At 37.2% G+C, this 21,726-nt stretch carries 23 protein-coding genes; 7 read left to right on the plus strand and 16 right to left on the minus strand.

Annotated elements, in window-relative coordinates; all coding sequences use genetic code 11:
- The first annotated feature begins 1 nt into the window (after position 1).
- From TT13_RS01155 to TT13_RS01165, 3 genes are all read left to right on the plus strand, one after another.
- Positions 2 to 1,996 carry an ABC transporter permease gene (locus TT13_RS01155; RefSeq protein ID WP_027698273.1) on the plus strand — a complete coding sequence of 665 codons (1,995 nt, stop codon included), beginning with the start codon at positions 2 to 4 and terminating at the stop codon, positions 1,994 to 1,996.
- A 143-nt stretch (positions 1,997 to 2,139) separates the two neighbouring features.
- On the plus strand, positions 2,140 to 2,799 hold the full coding sequence (locus TT13_RS01160; protein ID WP_027698274.1) for a response regulator transcription factor: 660 nt from the start codon (positions 2,140 to 2,142) through the stop codon (positions 2,797 to 2,799).
- A complete protein-coding gene (locus TT13_RS01165; RefSeq protein WP_027698275.1) occupies positions 2,786 to 3,664 on the plus strand; it encodes a sensor histidine kinase in 879 nt (292 codons plus the stop codon). Before TT13_RS01160 ends, TT13_RS01165 begins: the two co-directional genes overlap by 14 nt.
- A 51-nt stretch (positions 3,665 to 3,715) precedes the next feature.
- On the opposite strand, the gene TT13_RS01170 is transcribed toward TT13_RS01165, so the two are convergent.
- Together TT13_RS01170 and TT13_RS01175 are read right to left on the minus strand one after the other, a co-directional pair.
- Complete coding sequence (locus TT13_RS01170) at positions 3,716 to 3,898, minus strand: hypothetical protein (protein WP_045476298.1); 183 nt, start codon at positions 3,896 to 3,898, stop codon at positions 3,716 to 3,718.
- A 68-nt stretch (positions 3,899 to 3,966) separates the two neighbouring features.
- The gene (locus TT13_RS01175; RefSeq protein ID WP_027698276.1) at positions 3,967 to 4,575 is read right to left on the minus strand and encodes an isochorismatase family protein; all 609 of its coding nucleotides are present in this window, start codon (positions 4,573 to 4,575) and stop codon (positions 3,967 to 3,969) included.
- A 133-nt stretch (positions 4,576 to 4,708) separates the two neighbouring features.
- On the opposite strand from TT13_RS01175, the gene TT13_RS01180 reads away from it, so the two are divergent.
- A complete protein-coding gene (locus tag TT13_RS01180; protein ID WP_027698277.1) occupies positions 4,709 to 5,275 on the plus strand; it encodes a TetR/AcrR family transcriptional regulator in 567 nt (188 codons plus the stop codon).
- A gap of 71 nt (positions 5,276 to 5,346) precedes the next feature.
- On the opposite strand, the gene phnE (TT13_RS01185) is transcribed toward TT13_RS01180, so the two are convergent.
- From phnE (TT13_RS01185) to TT13_RS01210, 6 genes are all read right to left on the minus strand, one after another.
- Positions 5,347 to 6,141, minus strand: coding sequence for a phosphonate ABC transporter, permease protein PhnE (gene phnE / locus TT13_RS01185; RefSeq protein ID WP_027698278.1), 795 nt, complete (start codon positions 6,139 to 6,141; stop codon positions 5,347 to 5,349).
- Positions 6,141 to 6,923, minus strand: coding sequence for a phosphonate ABC transporter, permease protein PhnE (gene phnE / locus TT13_RS01190; RefSeq protein ID WP_027698279.1), 783 nt, complete (start codon positions 6,921 to 6,923; stop codon positions 6,141 to 6,143). The genes phnE (TT13_RS01185) and phnE (TT13_RS01190) overlap by 1 nt, the downstream gene beginning before the upstream one ends.
- The gene (phnC, locus tag TT13_RS01195) at positions 6,923 to 7,687 is read right to left on the minus strand and encodes a phosphonate ABC transporter ATP-binding protein (RefSeq protein WP_027698280.1); all 765 of its coding nucleotides are present in this window, start codon (positions 7,685 to 7,687) and stop codon (positions 6,923 to 6,925) included. The genes phnE (TT13_RS01190) and phnC overlap by 1 nt, the downstream gene beginning before the upstream one ends.
- Positions 7,688 to 7,776: 89 nt before the next feature.
- Positions 7,777 to 8,706 (minus strand): phosphate/phosphite/phosphonate ABC transporter substrate-binding protein, encoded by a 930-nt coding sequence (locus TT13_RS01200; RefSeq protein WP_027698281.1) that lies wholly within the window; start codon positions 8,704 to 8,706, stop codon positions 7,777 to 7,779.
- A gap of 300 nt (positions 8,707 to 9,006) precedes the next feature.
- The gene (locus tag TT13_RS01205) at positions 9,007 to 10,317 is read right to left on the minus strand and encodes an NCS2 family permease (protein ID WP_045476301.1); all 1,311 of its coding nucleotides are present in this window, start codon (positions 10,315 to 10,317) and stop codon (positions 9,007 to 9,009) included.
- Between the two features lie 180 nt (positions 10,318 to 10,497).
- Positions 10,498 to 11,163 (minus strand): DedA family protein, encoded by a 666-nt coding sequence (locus tag TT13_RS01210; RefSeq protein ID WP_027698283.1) that lies wholly within the window; start codon positions 11,161 to 11,163, stop codon positions 10,498 to 10,500.
- Between the two features lie 142 nt (positions 11,164 to 11,305).
- On the opposite strand from TT13_RS01210, the gene TT13_RS01215 reads away from it, so the two are divergent.
- On the plus strand, positions 11,306 to 11,983 hold the full coding sequence (locus TT13_RS01215; protein ID WP_027698284.1) for a DUF6198 family protein: 678 nt from the start codon (positions 11,306 to 11,308) through the stop codon (positions 11,981 to 11,983).
- A 131-nt stretch (positions 11,984 to 12,114) separates the two neighbouring features.
- Complete coding sequence (locus tag TT13_RS01220; RefSeq protein ID WP_027698285.1) at positions 12,115 to 12,810, plus strand: ribonuclease H family protein; 696 nt, start codon at positions 12,115 to 12,117, stop codon at positions 12,808 to 12,810.
- A gap of 166 nt (positions 12,811 to 12,976) precedes the next feature.
- On the opposite strand, the gene TT13_RS01225 is transcribed toward TT13_RS01220, so the two are convergent.
- Entirely contained in the window at positions 12,977 to 13,801 is an 825-nt protein-coding gene (locus TT13_RS01225) for an HAD hydrolase family protein (protein WP_027698286.1), read from the minus strand.
- A gap of 821 nt (positions 13,802 to 14,622) precedes the next feature.
- Here TT13_RS01225 and rlmH point away from each other — a divergent pair.
- A complete protein-coding gene (rlmH, locus tag TT13_RS01230) occupies positions 14,623 to 15,102 on the plus strand; it encodes a 23S rRNA (pseudouridine(1915)-N(3))-methyltransferase RlmH (RefSeq protein ID WP_027698287.1) in 480 nt (159 codons plus the stop codon).
- Positions 15,103 to 15,358: 256 nt separating this feature from the next.
- Here rlmH and TT13_RS01235 read toward each other — a convergent pair whose 3' ends face one another.
- From TT13_RS01235 to TT13_RS01265, 7 genes are all read right to left on the minus strand, one after another.
- Positions 15,359 to 15,640, minus strand: coding sequence for a hypothetical protein (locus TT13_RS01235; RefSeq protein ID WP_027698288.1), 282 nt, complete (start codon positions 15,638 to 15,640; stop codon positions 15,359 to 15,361).
- A 368-nt stretch (positions 15,641 to 16,008) separates the two neighbouring features.
- Positions 16,009 to 17,007, minus strand: coding sequence for a LacI family DNA-binding transcriptional regulator (locus tag TT13_RS01240; protein ID WP_045476304.1), 999 nt, complete (start codon positions 17,005 to 17,007; stop codon positions 16,009 to 16,011).
- Positions 17,008 to 17,089: 82 nt separating this feature from the next.
- A complete protein-coding gene (scrK, locus tag TT13_RS01245) occupies positions 17,090 to 17,962 on the minus strand; it encodes a fructokinase ScrK (RefSeq protein WP_027698290.1) in 873 nt (290 codons plus the stop codon).
- Positions 17,963 to 17,980: 18 nt separating this feature from the next.
- Positions 17,981 to 18,358, minus strand: coding sequence for a VOC family protein (locus TT13_RS01250; RefSeq protein WP_027698291.1), 378 nt, complete (start codon positions 18,356 to 18,358; stop codon positions 17,981 to 17,983).
- A gap of 10 nt (positions 18,359 to 18,368) precedes the next feature.
- The gene (locus tag TT13_RS01255) at positions 18,369 to 19,091 is read right to left on the minus strand and encodes a DUF6198 family protein (RefSeq protein WP_027698292.1); all 723 of its coding nucleotides are present in this window, start codon (positions 19,089 to 19,091) and stop codon (positions 18,369 to 18,371) included.
- Positions 19,092 to 19,500: 409 nt separating this feature from the next.
- Complete coding sequence (locus TT13_RS01260; RefSeq protein WP_052348500.1) at positions 19,501 to 19,890, minus strand: hypothetical protein; 390 nt, start codon at positions 19,888 to 19,890, stop codon at positions 19,501 to 19,503.
- The gene (locus TT13_RS01265; protein ID WP_052348501.1) at positions 19,890 to 21,725 is read right to left on the minus strand and encodes a T7SS effector LXG polymorphic toxin; all 1,836 of its coding nucleotides are present in this window, start codon (positions 21,723 to 21,725) and stop codon (positions 19,890 to 19,892) included. Before TT13_RS01265 ends, TT13_RS01260 begins: the two co-directional genes overlap by 1 nt.
- Position 21,726: the final 1 nt, after the last annotated feature.

Here is a 21,726-nt window from a genome sequence, read left to right on the forward strand (position 1 = left end):
GATGCTTAGCATGAAATTGGCTTGGAATAATATAAAAAAATCACTAAACAACTTTGCCCCTTTCTTAATGACGACCACTGTGATGTATACAATTCTTTTTATCGTAGTGGCTCTTAGTGACTCACCTTCGCTTGACAAACTAGCCTCACCTGGCAACTCAATTGCTGCTTTTATGACCTTTGCTTTGGCAATCTTAACAATTTTCACTGCAATTATCTTAATTTATAGCTATCGCTTTTTACAACTTCAACGGTCTCGCGAATTTGGCCTATATGACATCTTAGGCTTTGGCAAATTTAAAATTATTATGGTTGCTGGTTGTGAATTAATCTACTCTTACTTTTTAACTGTTTTTTTGGGCACATTGGTAGGTAGTATCCTTGCTAAATTTCTTTTTCTAATTTTTGTAAACTTGATTGGTGGAAACTACTTTAATTTAATCATTTCATTTAATGTCATTAGTAAAACTGCCTTAATTTTCTTTAGCTTTTTTTTGTTCCTTTTTATAATTGGTGCATTCATCATTAATCGTCAAGCTGGCTTAACTTTAATTAATGCCAATAAAAAAGGTGAAACGGAACCACAAGCTAATCGTTTACTAGCTTTAATCGCAATTATTTTACTCGGTGTTGGCTATGGTCTAGCCTTATCAGTTCTTAACCCGATTGAGGCTCTCTTACGTTTTGCAATTGCAATTGTCTTGGTAATCTTGGGTACTTATTTTTTCTATATTAGCTTTATTACTTGGTACTTAAAATGGCGTAAAAGCCTAAAATCATACTATACAAATAAAAACTTCATTCCAATTAGCTCAATGCTATACCGAATGAAACAAAATGCTCTTGGATTGGCTAGTATTACAATTCTACTTTCCATGGCTCTAGTTACTATTGTCGTGACCGCAAGCATCTTTTTTGGTACCAATAATTTTGTCAGCCAACAATTTCCACAATCTGCGCGTGCAACACTACAGGTACCATTAAAAACACCAACTAGTGCAGTAACTCAAAAAATCAACCAAGCGGCCTCGCACGCCCACGTTGACATCAAACAAGTCAAAACCGTTGAAATTGTATATGGCTTAACCTTTGATAATCAAAATAGTACTAATAAAATTATCAATGCTGACCATACCGCGAAAACTCTCGAAACATACAAAACATTAACTGTTAATTTAATTACACAAACAGATTTCAAAAAACTTGGCAATCATCTACCAAATCTCGTAGAAAATCAAGTCGGCGTTTATGACCTTCAGGGTAATAAAGGGGAGCAACTTAAAACCATAAATTGGTTTGGTCAACCTTTTAAAGTTAAGTACCATATTACTCATTTAACCGATTATCCTGAATCGATTAACTACACAAACACTATTTTAATCGTATTGCCTAACAATCAACTTTTAAGCCAAGCACATCTAGCTTATAATAAAATCGCTTACGCTCATAATAAGTCAGATAACACAAAGACACTTATTTCTCTCTTCAATATTCCAGCGGCTAAGACCGATGCCTATTATCAAGCCTTTAACCATTTAATAGATCATACAGACTCCTTTAGTGGCTTTGTGTCATTTAAACATGTCTTAGCAAAACAAATGAAAGCAATCATCGGTGGCTTCTTATTCATTGGCTTCGTCTTAAGTATTAGTTTTATTTTGGGAGCAGCTTTAATTATTTATTACAAACAACTAACTGAAGGGCTTCAAGATAAACGAAGTTATGAAATTCTACAAGAACTTGGTTTATCAAAAATTGAAATTTCTAAAAGTATTGCAGTTCAACTTCGCTTTATCTTCCTTCTACCAATCATAATAATGATTGTCCATTTTTGCTTTGCTTATAAAATGATTCAAAGTTCACTAACTCTTTTTAGTATCAATGATTCAAGCTTAATTATGACTATTTCAATTTTAACAATTGCAATAATCTTCCTGCTCTACTGGTTAATTTATAAATTAACCTCAAAAGTTTATTACAAAATTATTGAACGTTAATTTAACTATCCTAGAGCAAAAAAGTCCCAGCAAAATTTACTTGCTGGGACTTTTTGTGACTTTTAATTTTTATGTTATAATCGCCGAATATACGATATATAAAAATTACAAAGGTTAATATTATATAGTAACAAGGAGTTCAGATGTTAAAAATCTTTATTGTTGAAGATGATCAAACAATTGTACGGATGTTAAAGATGGCTTTACAGAATGAATTTATTGTCCAAAGTGTACATAATTTCAATGCTGTTAAACAGGAAATCATTGAAGCTAAAGCCGACCTTGTTTTAATGGATATTCAACTTCCCTTTTTTAGTGGCTTCCATTGGACAACCGCTTTACGAGAAATTAGCAAGCTACCAATTATTTTTATTTCTAGTACTTCGGATGAAATGGATCAAATTACCGCAATGAACCAAGGGGCGGATGATTTTGTAACTAAACCTTTTTCAATTGACCTTTTAAAAGCTAAAATCACCGCATTGCTTCGCCGTACTTATAACTATGCCGGTAGCGAAAAACTCACCTTTGCTGGCTATGAATTAAGCGCTAACGTTCTTTCAAAAGGAACCAAGCAAATCGAACTAACTATTTCAGAAAACAAATTATTAACCCTCCTCTTCCGCGCAAATGGGGCCAATGTCACCAAAGAAAAACTACTTGAAACCCTTTGGGATAACGATGAATTTTTGGATATTAACACCCTTAATGTCAAAATTACCCGCCTACGCAAAAAACTTAGTCCAATTGGTTTCGACCAGCACATTATCACTAAACGGGGGATTGGTTATGCCCTTATTTAAATATCTCAAAGCCCAGTACGCACTAATTATTACCTTTTGCCTAGTTGCGCTTTTTTTACCGCTCAGCCTCTTACTATGGCATGTTCCACTTTTTGCTGCAATTAATAGTGGTACTACTGTTGGCTTGTTGGCTTTAATCTATTTAAGTTGGCACTTTTTAACTTGGCGTAAACAAGAACGCTTTACAGATAAATTATTAGAAGAAAATCACCAACTATCCACACAGCTTAGCGAGCAGATTAAAAACGAACAGGCCTTCAATGATATTATTCGCGTTTGGAGTCACCAGATGAAAGTTCCTATGACTGCAATTGATATGATGACGCAAACAAAGCTCGATGGCCAAGAATTACAAAATCAACTTTTTTATCTAAATTATTATTTAAATCTGCTCTTAGAGTATCAACGAATTATTAACCTATCTAGCGATTTTCGTTTTGAGGAAGTTTCTGTAAAAAGCAGTGCTGTTAAAATCATTAAAAAATATCGGACCTTTTTTATTCAAAAAGGCCTAACAATTACCATTCATGCTGACCCGGATTGGCAATTAATTACTGACCGTCGCTGGTTTGAACTAGCTTTAGAGCAAGTTATTAACAATGCCATTAAATATACTAAAACTGGTGGTATTACCATCGATATTCAGACCGGACAAATCAAAATTAGTGACACCGGGATTGGAATTCTCCCCGAAGATTTACCTCGCCTTTTTGAACACGGCTTTACTGGTTTTAACGGCCGTATTCAAGATAAATCATCCGGTTTAGGGCTCTACCTAAGTCATTTAATTCTCGAAAAACTGACGTTGCAAATTAGTATTAGTTCAACCATCGATGTTGGAAGCCAAGTTACAATTAAGAAATAAAAAACATCTTGAACCTGTAATCATAATAATGATACAAGCTCAAGATGTTTTTTATCGACGTCGATATTCAATCCGCCGTGCTTTGGCATTAGCCAACCGTACCGTTCGGTAAGCTTTAGCTGCCATCATACCAGTTAAACCGCTAGCGATAATAATCACTGGTACCATTGAAATTGCTAAACTTGCTGTCGACATTTCAAACTTTTCATGTCGATCACGATATGCAACACTCATAAAGTACCTCCATAATTTCCATAAAAACAATCAACTATGACCTTAATTATAACAGGAATGGGGCTCAATTAATGTAATTCAGCTGCTTTTGCTAAGTCAATCGCTGCTTCTATCGCTGCAAGTGTCCTAATCTTCCCTAGACGGGGGAAAATATGCTTAACGGTCAAATCATGTGCTTCTTCACTCATATCAGTCATTGCTTCAGGTACAAGAATCAAATCATAACCTGCTTGCGCAGCTTCTCGAGCCGTCGTATCTACCCCAATTGAAGTGGCAATTCCAGTTAAAATCACCGTCTTAATTCCTCGCCGCCGTAATTGTACATCTAAATCAGTACCATAAAAGGCACCCCAATTATGTTTATTTACCTTAATAACATTATCAGCCATAACATCATTAGCAATTGCTGTTGAATACGCTGTGAAGTCCTGGCTGGGCTGGTTGCTACCAAGCGATACTTGATCCGTTGCTGGTGTGAAACGTTCACCACCATTATTTTTGACTCGAATTAGGGCAATTAGAGCTGGCGTATTTTTCAATTGTGCTAATAGTTCGTTATTACGTTTAACAATTGTCTGCCCATCCTCTGGTGCTAGACCAGTACGCTCAGCAATCCCTTTTTGTAAATCGATAACCACAAGCGCGGTTGTCTTCAAATCCAATGTTAAGTTGTCCATCTTGCTTACTCCGCTTATATAAAATTATCTTATTATTAACCCTTTTGCTGATTTTGTAAATTAATCTCAAGCGTTAATTTTATTAATGCTATGTTAAAATATAGATATTGTAAATTGTCGAAAGGAGACTACCATGGGGAAACGTGACCTTTCAAAAAATAAAATTATCGATGCCACAATTGAATTAGCTAAACAAATTGGCATTGATAAAGTTAGTTTTCCGCGACTAGCAGAATATTTTAATATCAAAGCACCTTCACTATATAATCATTTTAGCAATATGACTCAAGTTCGTATTGAAACCGCCATCTATTTAGAGAACATTTTATTTGATCGTCTAATGAATAACCTTCCTGGGTTACGACCAACTGATGCTCTACGCAAATATGCGGAAATATATGAAATTTTCGCTAACGAATACAGTGCCGTTTATGAGTTATTAAACATTGTACCTCGTGTTGATAATAAAGAACTATCAGCTGTTAATCACGATATTTTTAATTTCATCAACCAAATTATTAGTAATTTTAAACTGGATGATGATGAAGTCGTCCATTCCAGCCGGATGTTCCGTTCCATGTTGCATGGCTATATCACAATGCGTCAACTTGGCTACTTTACTACACGTGAGCAGTTACCAAATGATTCATTCAACTGGATGGTTGAAAAGTTCATTTTGTCTTTACAAGCCCACGAGTAACTTATACTTAAAAAAGGACTGACAATGTGTTACAACACTTGTCAGTCCTTTTATGTTTCACGTGAAACATATTAGATTAAACGCTTACGAATATTTCCTGAAATCGTATCAATCAAAGTTACCATTACGATAATTCCAATCAAAATCATCCCCACTTGTGACCAATTACGTGTTTCAAGTGCAAAGATTAATGGTGCTCCCACACCACCAGCGCCAACCAAACCTAGAATTGAGGCTGAACGGACTGAAATCTCAAACCGGTATAAAGTGTAGTTCATAAACTCTGGCAAAACAGTTGGTAAGGTTGCTAAAGTCAGCCCATCTAAGGCCGAACCACCAGCGGCAATAATTGCTTCATTTGGTCCACGGTCAATGTTTTCAACTGCTTCTGCAAACAACTTACCCAGCATGCCGACTGAGTGAATCCCTAAGGCTAAAACACCTGCATAGGGTCCTGGTCCAACGGCCTTAATAAACATAATCGCTAAAACAATTTCTGGGAAAACACGGATAGCGGTCAGGATAAACTTACCGCTTGTTGAGCGGGGCGTCCACCAGCCCCGTACCGTCTTCGCTGCCCAAAAGGCAAAGGGTACAGCAATGATTGCCGAGATAAATGTTCCTAGAAAGGCAATTGCTAGGGTCTGAATTAAAGCTGAAAAAAGATCTTCGCCATCACCAGTGTAAAAATATGACCACTGTGGATGAAACAAACCATTCACGATTGAAGAAAAAATTTGCGCAGCAGTTGGTTTTACACCAGCTAATGGAATACCTGCAAAAGCCCAAATTAAGATAACCAGCGCTATCAAGCTGATTAACCAGGTACGACTACGTTGCCAAATTGTACGTTCGACTTTACTCATTATCCCAATGCCTCCCGTAAACGATTAGAAATTGTATCAACCAGCACAACAACAATCAAAATTGCAATAATTACGACCGCTGTTCGATCATAACGGAACATCGACAAGGTTACTTGTAGGTATAGCCCGACACCACCAGCACCTAGGTATCCCAACACCGTTGAAGCACGAACGTTGATTTCTAAGGTGTACAAAAAGTATGATGTAAAACTATTCAGAACTTGTGGCATAATCGCAAAGACAATTACTTGCCACGAATTAGCGCCAGCCGCCGTTAAGGCTTCAATTGGCCCCTCATCAATGGTTTCGATTGCTTCATAGAACAGCTTTGACATCATTCCAAATGAAAAGATTGTTAAAGCGCCCACACCAGCCATTGGGCCAATTCCTACAACCGCAACAAACAAGGCTGCGAGTAGTAAATCAGGCAAGGCCCGTACTAAATTCAAGAAGAAACGAACAACTTGTCGAATAACTCGACTCTTTATAATATTGCTGGCTGCTAATAAAGCAAAAGGCACAGAGATGATTGCTCCCAATACGGTACCAACAATTGCCATCTGAATTGTTTGTAAAATTGGCCCTATAATTGCTGAAAAATAGGTCCAATCTGGTTGAGCCATTTTCACCCATAAAGCACCAAACTGATCCCAAGAAAATTCAGCACCAGCCTGTGTATTGATTGCTGAGCCAATTAATAGCGCTAATATAATCAAGACGATAAAGAGGCTCTTAAGATGCCAACGAGCAAATGGTTGCTGCTTTGGTAGACTACTATCCATTATTTATCTCCTAGTTCAGCATAGATACCAGTGAAATCTGCTTCAGTAACCTCACTGATTGGCTTATCATAAACTAACTTTCCAGCGCGCAATCCAATGATGCGGTCCGCATATTGCATTGCAAGGGGAACTGAATGTAGATTAACAATTACCGTTAGTCCTAGCTCCTGATTTAAGCGCTTGAGGTCATCCATAACCATCTCAGTCGTCTTCGGGTCAAGTGAAGCAATTGGTTCATCAGCCAAGACTACTTTCGGTGCTTGCATCATCGCCCGAGCAATTGCCACCCGCTGCTGCTGACCACCTGATAACTCATCAGCTCGTGTATAGTATTTTTCAATCATATTAACCCGTTTTAAATTTTGGGCCGCCATTTCACGATCACCCTTAGAAAACAGACCAAATGTTGAACGGAAGGTTGAATAATAACCCACTCGGCCTGCTAGAACGTTGCGGGCGACACTCGCGCGTTTCACCAAATTAAAATTTTGAAAAATCATCGCAATGTTGCGACGTAGTAGACGCAACCCCTTACCACGCGCCTTGGTTATGTCTTCGCCATCAATTTCAATTGAACCTGTTGTAACATCATGAAGCCGATTAATTGCGCGTAAAAGCGTACTTTTACCCGCCCCTGAAAGTCCAACAATTACTAAAAATTCTCCTGAAGGAATTTCGAGATTAATACCATCTAGCCCAATTGTGCCGTTTGTATAAACTTTTGAGACATGCGCAATTTTGATGTTTCCTACCGTCTTAGTCATATTTCCATCCCATTATGTACAAAACGCCACCTGGTCATTAAATACCCAGTGGCGTTAATTACCAATTTAATTAAATCAAGCTCAAGGGCTTACTTAACATTTTGTAATTCAGATTGATACTTACGGACAATATCAAAGTTTGAATCCTTTGACTTTGCTACACCAGCCCATGAATAAACATTATTCATGATGTCCTTACCGTCCTTGGTCTTAGAAATTTTGACCATGGCGTTTTGAATTGTCTTAGTATCCTTGCTTGAGATTCCCTTACGCAAAGCGATTGTATCATTAGGAATCTTAGCAGTGTAAGCCAAGACACGTGTGTCCTTAAAGACGTCTGGATTGTCTTTCTTAACCAAGTTACGGGCATCGTCAAAGACGAAAGCAGCATCCGTATCACCATCAAGAACTGAAATAACACCTTGGTCATGACCCTTAACGGTTACTAAGTCAGAATTCTTTACGACATTCATCCCTTTTTTATTTAGGTCAACAACGGGGAACATGTACCCTGCATCGGAAGTTGGATCTTGAACCGCAATCTTCTTACCCTTCAAGTCTTTAACTGACTTGATTGGTGAATCCTTCTTGACCAAAATTTCTGCCCGGTAATAGTTGACCAACTTGGTTGTACTATCACCAGTGTTGTTATCTGTTAAACCATAACGTTCTGACTGCAAAATAACTTTTGCACCATATTGTTGGTGTGCTTGAACATAGGGATCAGGTGGCAAGAAGCCCATGTCAACTTTCTTTGAACCCATCGCCTCAACGACAGTATTGTAATCAGTAGAGACTGTCACATGTACCGGAATACCGAGTTGCTTTGAAAGTAAGCCTTCTAGGGGCTTAGCCTTAGCTTCAATGGTATCTGCTTGTGATGAAGGAACAAACTGCACGTTTAATTCCTTTAGAGAAACTTTCTTAGTTGCAGCAGATGCGGTTGCGGGGGCAACAACTGACAGTGCTGATGCAACTGTCAAAGCTACTACGCCGACGGAAACTACCTTTTTTATCATTTTCCCAACTCCATAAAACGAATGATTTTTATTACGACTTGTATATTATACGTTTTTTACCCAACGTTCAAGTTTCATTTAAGCTGTTTCAAGTCATTTTTGCGTTTTAAGGTGAACATTTATGCAAATTCGCATAAATGTTTGATGTTTTGACCAATGCCATTTTATCAGAATTAAAACGTTTTTCTATTGGCCAATGTTATCGCTTTCAAAGTAAAAATAATCTTCTTTCCCTTGAGCTTTAAATTACAATAAAAAACCGATTAAACTGGTTACCCAGTTCAATCGGTTGATAACTGTTTATTTAGTTCCAATTTGTAAAATTACCATAAAGAGAATAAAGACTGTCGCTAAGACATACATAATCGGGTGCACTTTCTTAGCCTTACCAGTAACAATCATCATAATTGGATAGATAATGAAACCTAATGAAATTCCATCTGAAATCGAATATGTTAGTGGCATCGCTAAAATCGTGATGAAAGCTGCAGATGCAATTGGGAAATTTTGCCAATTAATGTCTGCAAGGTTACTAGCCATCAAAATTCCAACAACTACCAAGGCTGGTGCAGTAACTTGTGAGGTTACAACCGTCAACAATGGTGAAAAGAATAACGATAGAATGAAGAATAGTCCGGTAAAGACTGAAGTTAATCCTGTCCGGCCACCCATAGCGATTCCAGTTGATGATTCAATGAAAGCCGTTGTTGGTGAAGTTCCTAAAATTGCACCACCCAACATTCCAATTGAATCAGCCATCAAAGTCCGACCAGCGCGTGGCAACTCATTATTAACCAAGAAACCAGCTTGCTTGGCAATTCCAATCAATGACCCAGCGGTATCAAAGAAAGCCACCAAGAGGAAAGTCAGAATAACTGGCACCATTTGCGGCGTCCAGACGTCCTTTAGACCAATGAAGGCTTGACCAAAAGTTGGCTTTAAGCTTGGTACAGTTGAAATTAATTGATGTGGCAAAGGAATAAAGCCAGTTGCAATTCCCGTCAAAGCAGTAACCAATAATCCAATAAAGATTGCACCTGGTAAATTACGGGCAAACAAAGACAAGGTCACTAAAATTCCAAAAATTGTTAGCAAAGCTGCTGGCGAAGCAAGATTCCCCAAACCGATAATCGTTGACTTATTGGCAGTAATCACACCACCATCAACCAAACCAATCATGGCAATAAAGAGCCCAATTCCACCCGCAATTGCGGATTTTAAATCAGCCGGGATTGCATTGATAATCTTTTCGCGGATTTTTGTAACGGTCAAAATGTAAAAAATAACCCCAGCCACAAAAACACCTGATAATGCTGTTTGCCAGCGAATTCCCATGCCAATTACAACTGAATAAGCAAAGAATGCGTTGATGCCTAATCCTGGTGCGATTGCAAACGGATATTTCGCATAAACACCCATAAAAATCGTCGCAATTGCAGCTATTAAACCAGTTGCGACAAAGACGGCCCCTTTCTCCATACCGGCAGCGCCTAGGACACTTGGATTGACAAACAAGATATATGCCATCGAAACAAAGGTTGTTAGACCTGCCACAAACTCTGTCCGTACTGACGTCTTGTTCCCCCTCAAGTCAAAGTAACGTTCTATCATTAACAGAACTCCTTAAATAATTTATTCAAATTTTTCACAACTAAGAAATTATGCCACCATCACTTGGTTAATTCAATCATTTATCCATAAAAAACTAAAAAATTCGAATAAAACCGCTTTCAAAAACAGTAAAATCCGAACATTTATTTTTATATTCAATTTTAGGCAATTATCCAGCTATTATTTATCATCTTTATGTAGAAATAGTCGAATAATCCATTCACGTACCCTGGCTTGCCGTAGTAGGATCAGCATAATCAGTAAGATTGTGCCTAGTACCCACCAAATTCCGCCCCCTGGTAAATTTAGATGACCAAAGAAATAACCAATTCCTACTATTGAGAAGGACCATAAGAAACTAGCAAAGGCTGCATAACGAATATAGTTTACAAAGGCCAAGCCTAATTCGTGTGCCAATAAAGGTACTAAAGTTCGAATAAATGGCACGAAGCGACCAACAACAATAAACAATAGCCAACGGCGATGATGAAAACCATCACGTAGCCGCCCCATCGTTGCCCCATTAATGTGTTTATCAATCCATTTAATCCGACTAAACTGCCGTAAGAGGAAAGCACCAAAGTAATAATTAACCGCATCACCAGCCAAAGAAGCCGCGCCCAGGATAAAAGCACCCAGTAAGTAATGACCAAAGTTATGGCTTTCACCTGCGAATGACCCCAATGCCAACAAAATTGTGTCACCAGGAATAAAACCAACAAAAATACCGGCCGTCTCAATGAAAATCAATAAAAACAGAATTAATAAGACTGAAAACGAAAACATACTACCTGAAGCCGTTATATTATTCAGCCATACTGGCATACTTTCTGCGAGTATTAACATCTCTTCACCTCCCCCAATTAATTGAACCTTATAGTACCATAGTCATTTAAAGTAAACATGAATTTTTTTAAGGAATGCTGTCATTGCCCAAATATTTTGCTAGACTTAAGCCATTACTGCTTTTAAGGGAGCAACCAGTCTAATGTATGAAACGAACCAAGGAAAAAGACCACTAACAACCTTTGAAACGCTCTTCTATTTTGCTGCCGGGTTACTTTTTAACGCTCTTGGCAATGGTTTTACTGTTGCAACGAATATGGGCTCTGCCCCATGGACGGCCTCCGCTGCTAACTTAGCTTTAGCGCTCCATATCTCAATCGCCGATATTCTTTTGGCTTATGGTTTACTAGCTGCCATTGCAACACTTATTATTTTACGCCAATTCGACTGGCGCCGTTTAATTGGTAATATGATTTTCGTGGTGCTGTTTAGCGAAATCATTGGTCAAATTGCCCAAATCTTCACTAATTTCGGCCTAATGACTGCCCCACTTTGGATCAGAATTACGCTTGATTTTATCGCAATTATCTCCGTCGGCATTGGCGTTTCAATTACCCAACGTTTACAGTTCGTCCTGCATCCTTTAGATGATTTAGTTGTTGTTACCCGTTTTAAATATTTTCATGGTGACGCAAAAATTGCGCAACTCGTTAATTTCGCTTTCCCAATGTTAATTTCTTTAAGTATCTGGCTGATTACCCGCCAACTAGTTGCCTTAAATATCGGAACGCTCTTCTCCTTCCTCTGCCAGGGTTACATTATTCAGAATGCCGACCGATTGGTATTTCCACATCTTGTACATAAACATAAAAATTTTTAATACTAACTCTAACTGTAACAGCACTTGCACTTATCAAAATCGCAAGCTGCTTAATATCAATCGCTAAAAATCATTTACCCGTCGCAAAATTATTTTAATGAGTTATCCTAAGAAAAAATGGAGTAAATAAAATGAAAACATACGCTATAATTGGCAACCAATATGAAGGACTTTATACTCAACCGTGGTCTAAAGTTCAACCATTAACTAAAACACGACCAGCCCCCAAATTTAAGGGTTTTGATTCAAAGGCCAGTGCCCAAATTTGGTTTGATCAAGAAAAGGCAAGCCAAAATTTGAGGCACCGACAATACACAACTGTTTATGATGGTGCTTTTACGGCTGAACCACAGCGCTACTATATTTTTACCGACGGTGGTAATCGTAATACGGGTAATCATGCTGGTGGTCACGTTAAACCAACTGACAAGGCTGCATGGGCGATTGCTATTTACCAAGGTCCAAACCTCACACAGCCGCTTTATACTGATAGCCAGGCTTACTTAGGTCGAACTAATAATGATATGGAAGTCCAAGCCCTTCTACACGCTCTAGAAGCCGCTGAGAAGTTCACAGAACCATTCACCATCGTTAGTGATTCGAAATATGTCCTTGATACAGTAACTAACTGGATGTACAACTGGCAGCGGGCCGGTTGGAAAAAAGCTTCTGGCCCAATCGCCAATTTAGCAAGTTGGCAAAAAATCTTTACCCTTGTAACAGCCCAAGCTGACCGCTTAGCCTTCATTTGGGTTAAAGGACATGCCAGTAGCGCTGGTAACATCATGGTCGACCAGTTGCTAAATACCGCTATGGACCAACTATAAACAAAAGAACCCATACCTAGTATGGGTTCTTTATTTTTCTGTTGAAATACTAAAACTAGTCTTACTTGTTCCATTTGTAACGCGAACAAAGTTTGTGAAATTTTTCAGGCGATATTAGCATTGCCCCGAGAGATTTTGTATAAATATACAAAACATTATGTAAAGCCTAGTACCAAAGGGTTTCTATTGTTTTAAAAACACCCTCATGCTCATTATCAGTCAATGCTTGCTCAAATTTTCCATCTAATAAATACGCATCACCGTTTGGCATTGCCCGAGGAAACCCTGCGGCACTTAGCATCTCGTAATCATTTAAACCATCGCCAAAGGCGGCTAAATCCTCCTCCAATGTTAAGCCATAGTATTTAGCCAAAACAGCCAATCCACTAGCTTTATTAACGCCTGGACCAACAATATCAACCGATCCATAGCCGGACGTAGTAACGTGTCCTTGATTTTTAATCACACTTCGGGTCTGCTCGATAAATTGTTTTGTATCTTCTGGTCGAAAAGCAATCGTAAATTTTAAAATTTCGTCCGGCAATTCATCGATTGACTTGATTATTTCTAGTTCAAAACCTGCTAAGCGTAATTGCAACGTATGTGGCCAGTTTATACGCGCCTGATCTTGTAACATATACAGTTTATGCCGACTTGCGAAAGCCGCCCCAATCTTTGGCCGAAACGGCATTTGTTCAACTACATCCATTGCATGTTTTAATTCACTTTTCGATAAAAAAGCCTCTTTTAGAGTGTCACCCGCCGCATTTTGCACTAAGGCACCGTTATCAACTACTAAATCTACCTGACCAATAAAATCTTTAAATAATTTATTTACATTAATCATGTCTCGGCCAGTCGCAATTATGAAATGAGCGTCTACCTCCCGCATCTTATTTAGAATTCGTTGAAAACGTTGATGATTGTAACTTTTATTGACTGTTAAAAAAGTCCCATCTAAATCGCTTGCTATTAATCTTGGGTTTGTCATTCTGTCACTTCCCTTTCTAGCTAATCTAATCTCACTTAAATTTTACCTGGATTTACTAATTAAAGCAGAGAAACCGCCTACTCTTTTGATGAAATTAACAAGATTAGGTTATTATCAATCAGCTGACCTTTTACTTTTCCTTAAAAAGTACATTTTGCCACTTATCCACCTACTTATGTGGATAATTACCCCATATCAACGATATCCTTGTGGATAACTTGTGGATAAAAGCACGACTTTTTCACCAAAAGCCTTTATTAACGGGATAACTCTTCCTGTTGATAACCTGTTAATAACCAGTTGCAAAGTACAAAGCCCGCCATATCAGGTATTCAACCCCTAATTAAGTTTAAACTGGTTGATTTAAGCTTTAAAAGCTAATTTATCACATTTAATGCATTTTTCATTCGTATTTTTTTAATTTTTTCCTTTTTAATTAAGCTTTAACGTGGTTATAACATCATAGAAGCGAACTTTTTACGTCGCCACCTTTAATATAATGTGGATATTAACGATTTACAGGCAACGTTCAATGTGGACAACTAAATTAATGTCCACAAGATATTGTGGATAACTCTGTGTGTAATGTGGACAAATACTAAGTAATCAACCCTTCAAACTTATCCACAATATTTTTATAAGTTGTGGATAAAACTTCTTTTTCTCCTTTTTCATAACGCAAAAACCCTTTAAAATAGGCATTTAACCTAGTTAAAAACTTTATTAGCATATTGTGGATAAATTCCATTTAACAACTTATCCACAAATGTTAAACTTGATTAAGAATCTATAAAACTATTTAAATTGGAGTAAGCTAATTTATGAATATCAAAATAATCGGTGTTGGTAAACTTAAAGAAAAGTACCTTAAGGATGGTATTGCTGAATATAGTAAGCGTATGTCTAAATTTGCTAAGTTTGAAATCATCGAGGTGCCAGATGAACGCGCACCTGAGCAACTATCGACTGCCCAGATGCAGCAAGTTATGCAAAAAGAAGGTGAACGAATTCTAAGCAAGGTTAAAGACCGTGAGTATGTATTTGCCTTGGCAATCAAAGGGGCAGAGCGCTCTAGTGAAGAGTTAGCCGCTGAAATCAGTGAATTAACTATCCGTGGTGATTCCGACCTTACCTTTATTATTGGCGGCTCGCTCGGCTTAGCACCTGAAGTTTTGAGCCGTGCGGACACACAAATTAGTTTTGGGCGTTTTACACTTCCCCATCAACTAATGCGGCTTGTCCTAAGTGAGCAAATCTATCGGGCCTTTATGATTAACGCACATAGTCCCTATCACAAGTAACTGCTCACTTTCATGTTACAGTCCATGCTTAATTTTATATTAGAGCCCCACAATCAAAGCTTATTGTGGGGCTTTTTGTTATCCACAGAATGCCGAGAGATTCACATATTTATACACAGTTAAATGTTTGTAGTTCTATTTAAGATTCCCGTTACAGTTTCCCCGAGAAATATATAAAAAGGGGGTGTCTTGACTCTTACAGGGGCTGACTTTATGGTGTAGTTCCCGTTTTTCATCCGATTAGATAGCAATATATTTATTTAGTCGCTATCTCCATTCTGATCTTTGCAGTAGCCCTCTGCTTTACGATTTTCTCATATAGTCCAGTTGCTTCAATTGTGTCTAACTGCCAAGGTAGCCCTGAGCTTCGTACTCCACTAGATAATGGATGTGCTGGTTCCTTCTCATTTTGCGATACTAGGACTTTTATCTTATCAACTGCCAACACTAGAAAGTTATTCCCGGCCACTGTTCCAACTTCAATTCCACACCAAATCAACCGCCACACCCGCGCACTAAAAAACGCTTCATCATCCATCCACAGATTTGACTCCACGTTGACCTGTTTTTGACTGACGAAGCGCCATTACATCTACATTATTTACATTTACTGCTTGTTAAATCTGTTTCACCCCACTATTGAGACTCCAATCAACCTGCTCCACGCTAACTAAACCATCTTGATTAGTATTAATCTTTACTGCATGCATCTTTTACCCTCCAAATAAAAATAGGGCACTGCTCTTAGTTTTTGTAACCTAAATACCTTATTAAAATATATATTTAAAATTACAAATCAAAAATTTCAGATGGACGTAATCCCCCAAAAAATAAGATCGACAAACGCGAATTAAATCGGACCATATTTTTAATATAGGAGCACTTTGACAATCGGAAGGAATTTTTTTAATTCAAATTATAGTCCGGTTTATCCGTTGTACCTTCCCAGATAGTAATCGGATGGATGTACTCTTTCTTGGTTTGCTTGCCACTCATACGAGCTTCAAGTATATCAACTGCAAGATCAGTCATATTATCTAATGGCTGTATTATTGTCGTTAATTGTGGCAATACATTGCGTATCAATTCTGTACCATCATAACCAATTATCAATAAGTCATTAGGAATAGATAAACCTCGGGTTTGAGCAACTTGCATGGCAAAGGCCGCATCTGTATCATTACCTGCGAATATGGCATCAATATTTGGATTTTCTTCAAATATTTGATCCAATAAATCCAATTTCTTTGTAATTGGTATATCAAAATCTATAATATATGTTTTTCCGTCAAGATTGTTTGCTTCCATCACGGATTCATAACCTAGACGCCGTTTTTGCATAGGACTTTCTTTTTGAGAAACATTTGTATGGACTATATTTTTTGCTCCCTGGTCAATCAATCGTTCAGTCGCTAGCACTCCGCCTTTGTAATTATCTGACTCGATAATAGGTATATCATCGTTGATAATTCTGTCGATCGCAACTATTGGTAAATTTTGCTGCCTATACTCAGCTATATTCTGATTATGGGTTCCAACTATTAATCCGTCCACTTGTTTACTTAGTAATTGATTAAGGTAATCAATTTCCTTACTAGCATCATTGGTTGAGTTTCCAATTATCACTTTATAGCCTTTTTTATACAATTTCTTTTCTAACAAACTCGCCAATTCACCAAAAAAAGGATCAGATATCGTCGGCAATAAAATGCCAATTAAGTTTGTTTTAGTTTTTAACAATTGCCGAGCAACAATATTTGGGTGATATCCTAATTCACTTATTGCTAAGTTTACGTTATCAATTGTTTTTTGGCTCAAATAACCTCGATTATTTAGGACTCTGGATACGGTCGTTTTCGAGACGCCAGCATGTCTCGCAACGTCCTCTAATTTTGGTGTTGGCATGATTAATTCCTCCATACATTATATTTTACACAAAAAACCCTTAGATAATAACCTTACGGTTTAGGTCTAAGGGTTTGTACTATTATGCTTTTAATTCTTGGTATGCCAATGCAAAATTCCCTAAATTCGCTGAGCCATTGTCTTTAATTAATGGACGGGTCAAGTACTGATTTAGGTTTGGAATATCAATATATCCATTCATCATTTTCTTAAATTGATTACGAATTTTACTCATCAATGTATCATTGATAACCCCACCTCCAAAAACAATTTTATCAGGGCGAATAATTAATGTCGTCTGCATAGCTGCCTGAGCGATATACCATGCCATAATATCCCAAACATGATCATCGAGTGTAACATCAGCACCTTTTTTTCCTAATCGTGCTTCAAATGTGGGACCGGCTACCAGTCCTTCAAGACAATCATCATGGAAAGGACAAATTCCCTTAAAATTCAAATCATCAGGATGTCTTTTTACAAAAACATGGCCCATCTCAGGATGTCCAAGTGATCCAACGAAGTCTCCGTTTACAACAGCGCCAGCCCCAACACCTGTACCGATAGTGTAATAAACTAAAGAATTGGTCTTTTCATTAGCCAATGTAGACATAACATATTCTCCATACGCAGAACCGTTTACATCGGTTGTCCAAGTGATAGGTACATCAAAATGTTTCTTTAGCGTTCCAACGAAGTCAACGTCTTTCCAACCCGGTTTTGGCGTATTTGTGATAAATCCATATTTCTTTGAGTTTTTGCGTATCTCAATTGGTCCAAATGACGCAATACCGATTGCATCTAGGTCAAACTGCTTGAAGTAATCAATAACTTTTTCTAAGGTTTCTTCTGAATTAGTTGTTGGAATTGATACTTTATCCAAAACTCTGTAATCTTCGTTTCCAACAGCACAAATGAATTTTGTACCACCTGCTTCAACACTACCAATTAACATAATATTTTCTCCCTCTTATTATAAGATTTCACAGAATTCGATAATAACGCCTTCAGGACCGCGAATATTGAAATACTTAATGCCATTCTCCCAAAACGGTAATAATTGAATTTCATTGTCAATCATCGAAAAGCCCTCTTTTTTAGCATCTAAGAAAGCCTGGTCTATGTCTTTAACGTTTAACGAAATGTGATTAATAGCTCCAGCAGCATCAACAATATTGTCTAATTGCCATGTTTCAATTACTAGATGGTCCTTTTCCATGAAAATGACTTTTCCGCTTGGAAAGTCTCCAATTTTAGTAAAGCCAAGTTTCTCCCAAAACTTTTCTACTTCATTGAGGTTTAAGGTTGGAATGCCGATGTGTTGTAAACCGTCAAAATCATTTTTTAACATACTTTTTCTCCTAATTGATTCGTTGGTGTTTTAGACTCGGAATTATATGACTATCTGCCCAACCAGTGATTCCACCCTGGAAGATGAATGCAAATATTGTTCCTAAGCCGTAATTAGTGAAATCTGGATAAATAATTATTGCAATTAAGCCAATAATTGTAGGTGGTATATATGATACCCACATCGCAATGATTGCATTTCCTTTAAAGTATTTAAAACGAAGGATTTGCATAAGATCATCAGCAGGATGAAGGACTAAATTAACTCTTTGATAAATCGAAATAGCTACAGCTATAAAAAACACCCCAATGAAATTTAACAATGTATAGCTGGCACCACCAAGTAAATTATGAACATCTGGAAATAAACCTGAAAATTCAGTAGCGAAGAAACTGATTAACATTGAGAATGGAACCATAAATGCGAGATTCCCAAAAAAATTTTTCCAGTCAAAATGTCCTTGTAATATAACGTTCAGTAGTGCAGTCAGAACGCCGAATCCAAAGAAAGTCCAACCTAACATGCTAGTTGATCCGTTAAATACGGCTTTATTAAACCCTGATTGAGTAGCGGTCCAGTATGCTGATCCCAATATCGAAGGATGCATCTTCTGACTTGTCACTATTGTTAATACATTACCAAATGAGTTTAATAATAGAGACAAAATGAAATAATAAATTGAGTGACCTAATGACATAGTATTAGACCGATCAAGGGCCTTATGATTAAGCATTCTATTCCCCCTTCTTTATATGCTTGAATGATGTTGGTTAAATACCTCTATAAATAAAAGCGCTTTCATTAATTTAAATTATAGTCGTAAAAAATTAACTGTCAATCGATTGACATAAATTCATTTTAATGTAAGTATCAAAATATTGTCTTATGAATTACTATTACTACTTCTGCTTTGTCGGCAAACAGAAAAACCATACCCGAAAGTATGGTTTTGTTATATTATCTCTTAATTTATGAATCTTCGAATGTACATACTGATAGCTATAACCAATATTAGTCCTATTATTGAAAGCCAAATTTCATTATTCATCATTCTTTATTAGGATATTTACAATCTCTATGGCAACAGTACAAATCATCGCCTTACCTATTTGGATAAATTATTTCGTTGCTAATAGTGCATTTTACTGAAGATATAATTCTTTAAATATTTCCAATGCAGTTTCTAATTCTTTTGAATTTTTCCCAAAAGCATATTCTACTTTTTCTCTTAAATCCTCCTCAACTAAATTATAAAATGGCGTAATCGGCATAATAGAATCCTGTGGATAGCTTGGGTTTTCAACCATAATAGATAATATTCCACCTGAGCCAGCATTGAACTGCTGATTTTTTGCCGTAGCAGTAATTCCAATACGTACATTTTTCCCAAAACCAGGTAATTCAAAAGAGAAATTTTCATAGTTTGACTCGCGAATAGCTATCTCATCTAAATTGATAAGGAATACATTATTCATTGCTTGCTTCAAATTAATATAGCCTACACTGTCCCTTACTGGTAAGTAGTTTTCCATTATTGTTTTACCGCCTTCCAATGACCATCAAATTCTTCTATTTTATAACCATTACTTTCCAAGAAAGTTATTTCTTTGTAGTAAGATGTCTCTTCACCAGTCACACTATAATTTTCAAACTCAATATAAGGACTATCATTTAAAATAATATTTTTACCTTCATTAACCTGATCCACTAGAAACTGGTGATTAACTTGAAATGGAACTCTATCACCAATTCCCTCCATTGCCTTCCATCCATCATCACCGGCATCAAAATATGTCATTCCATTAGTATATGCTATCTGTTCATATGAATTCACATCTTTAGCTTTGAACTTCCCCAATAATGTAGTATCTGCACTCTCGTTATGGGTAGTAAATTCAACTAACGCATCGATATCTTCCTGACGAATATTTAATTTATCAATTCCTGTTGCATAGTCAATTAAATCACTTGTACTAAATCGCTCCGCAGTCGATAAGTGCTCCCTACCAATTTCAATGATTTTTTCAGCTTTAGCTGCACCTTCTCCAAGTTCAGCGCCCTTAAGTCCAACCTTCAACTCACCAGCACCGACAAACAAGCTACCAATATCAAAAACATAGCCACCTATCTTATAATTGTCACCTTTCAAAACAGAATTTGCCATATCACCAAAATAATTTTTTACTGATTTTAAATCATTCGAAGATATTTTATTAGCTGTTTTTAGAAGATTTTGCATATTCTCAGGTAGCACAGGTCGAATTATTTGCAAAGGTTCCGTATTGCTAGCCAACCAACTGATTGCGTGTTCTCCAGCCGCTACAAAATTATTTAATGCACCCGTTTGGTCATCAAGCTCCCATTGACGTTGTTTCTGACCCGCCGCAAAAGTTATGCCAATTTCTGCAACCTCAAAACTAGCTTGTAAAGCCTGCGAAGCACCAATTGCCACAGAGGATACTAACTTACCGGCTGCCCCAATCATCCCTTCTAATTCAAGCATACTTCCCTTAACACCACCAAGTAGCCACGGTACCTTTAAGTCTTTTGTATTCTTAACAATATTCTTATCCCACCAGTTACCGATGCCAGCGGCCTTTTCTTCTAACCAACTAGTAACCGGGTGACGTTTACCCCACTGCGCTCGACGCCGCTTCTGTTCTTCAATTGCCCTTTTTCTTGCGGCTTTTTCACTAGCAATTATTTGTTTATCAATTTGATTAATTTCCGTTGCAAATTCATTATTTTTAAACGTTGCCTGCAACTTTGCATCTGAATACGCCAATCCCGCAACTGATTTAGAAGCTGCTAGCTCCATTTTCGCTCTATTAGCTATTTCCTCAACTGTACTAGCCTTGCCCGCTGCATCAAATTGATGAACTGATTGAATTGTATCAGTTAATACTTTTTTTGATTCTCTAATTGCATGATTAAAATCTGTTGTTGATGGATTCTTCAAGGAAACAATGTCATCTACGCCATGATAAATCTGTGCAAATTTCTTACTAATTTGGTTATTTTCGTCAATTAATTTTTCTAAGTCACGACTCAAGTCTTGGAGAATATCCTCATCTAAGATAGCATTTTCATCAGTTTCTTTTACCATGCTTTGGAAAGCTAGAATTGTCTGTTGATAATCTTGGACCAAAATTGTATCCATATCCTTAATAGCTTTTTGTAGAGGTACATGCACATTAGCTGCATTATTCTTTACCGCTTCACCTGTTGCGCCTTCAAAAGCATTTGTATTAACAATATTTTGAAAACCTTTACTCGCTTTATCAGCCGCATCTGCTTGTTTTTTCGCTGAATTTTGCAAATGATTGAGATTCTCAGATATCTCTTTCATATTGATATGGAAGCCCATT

The sequence above is a fragment of the Weissella oryzae SG25 genome (assembly GCF_000691805.2).
Classification (GTDB): domain Bacteria; phylum Bacillota; class Bacilli; order Lactobacillales; family Lactobacillaceae; genus Weissella; species Weissella oryzae.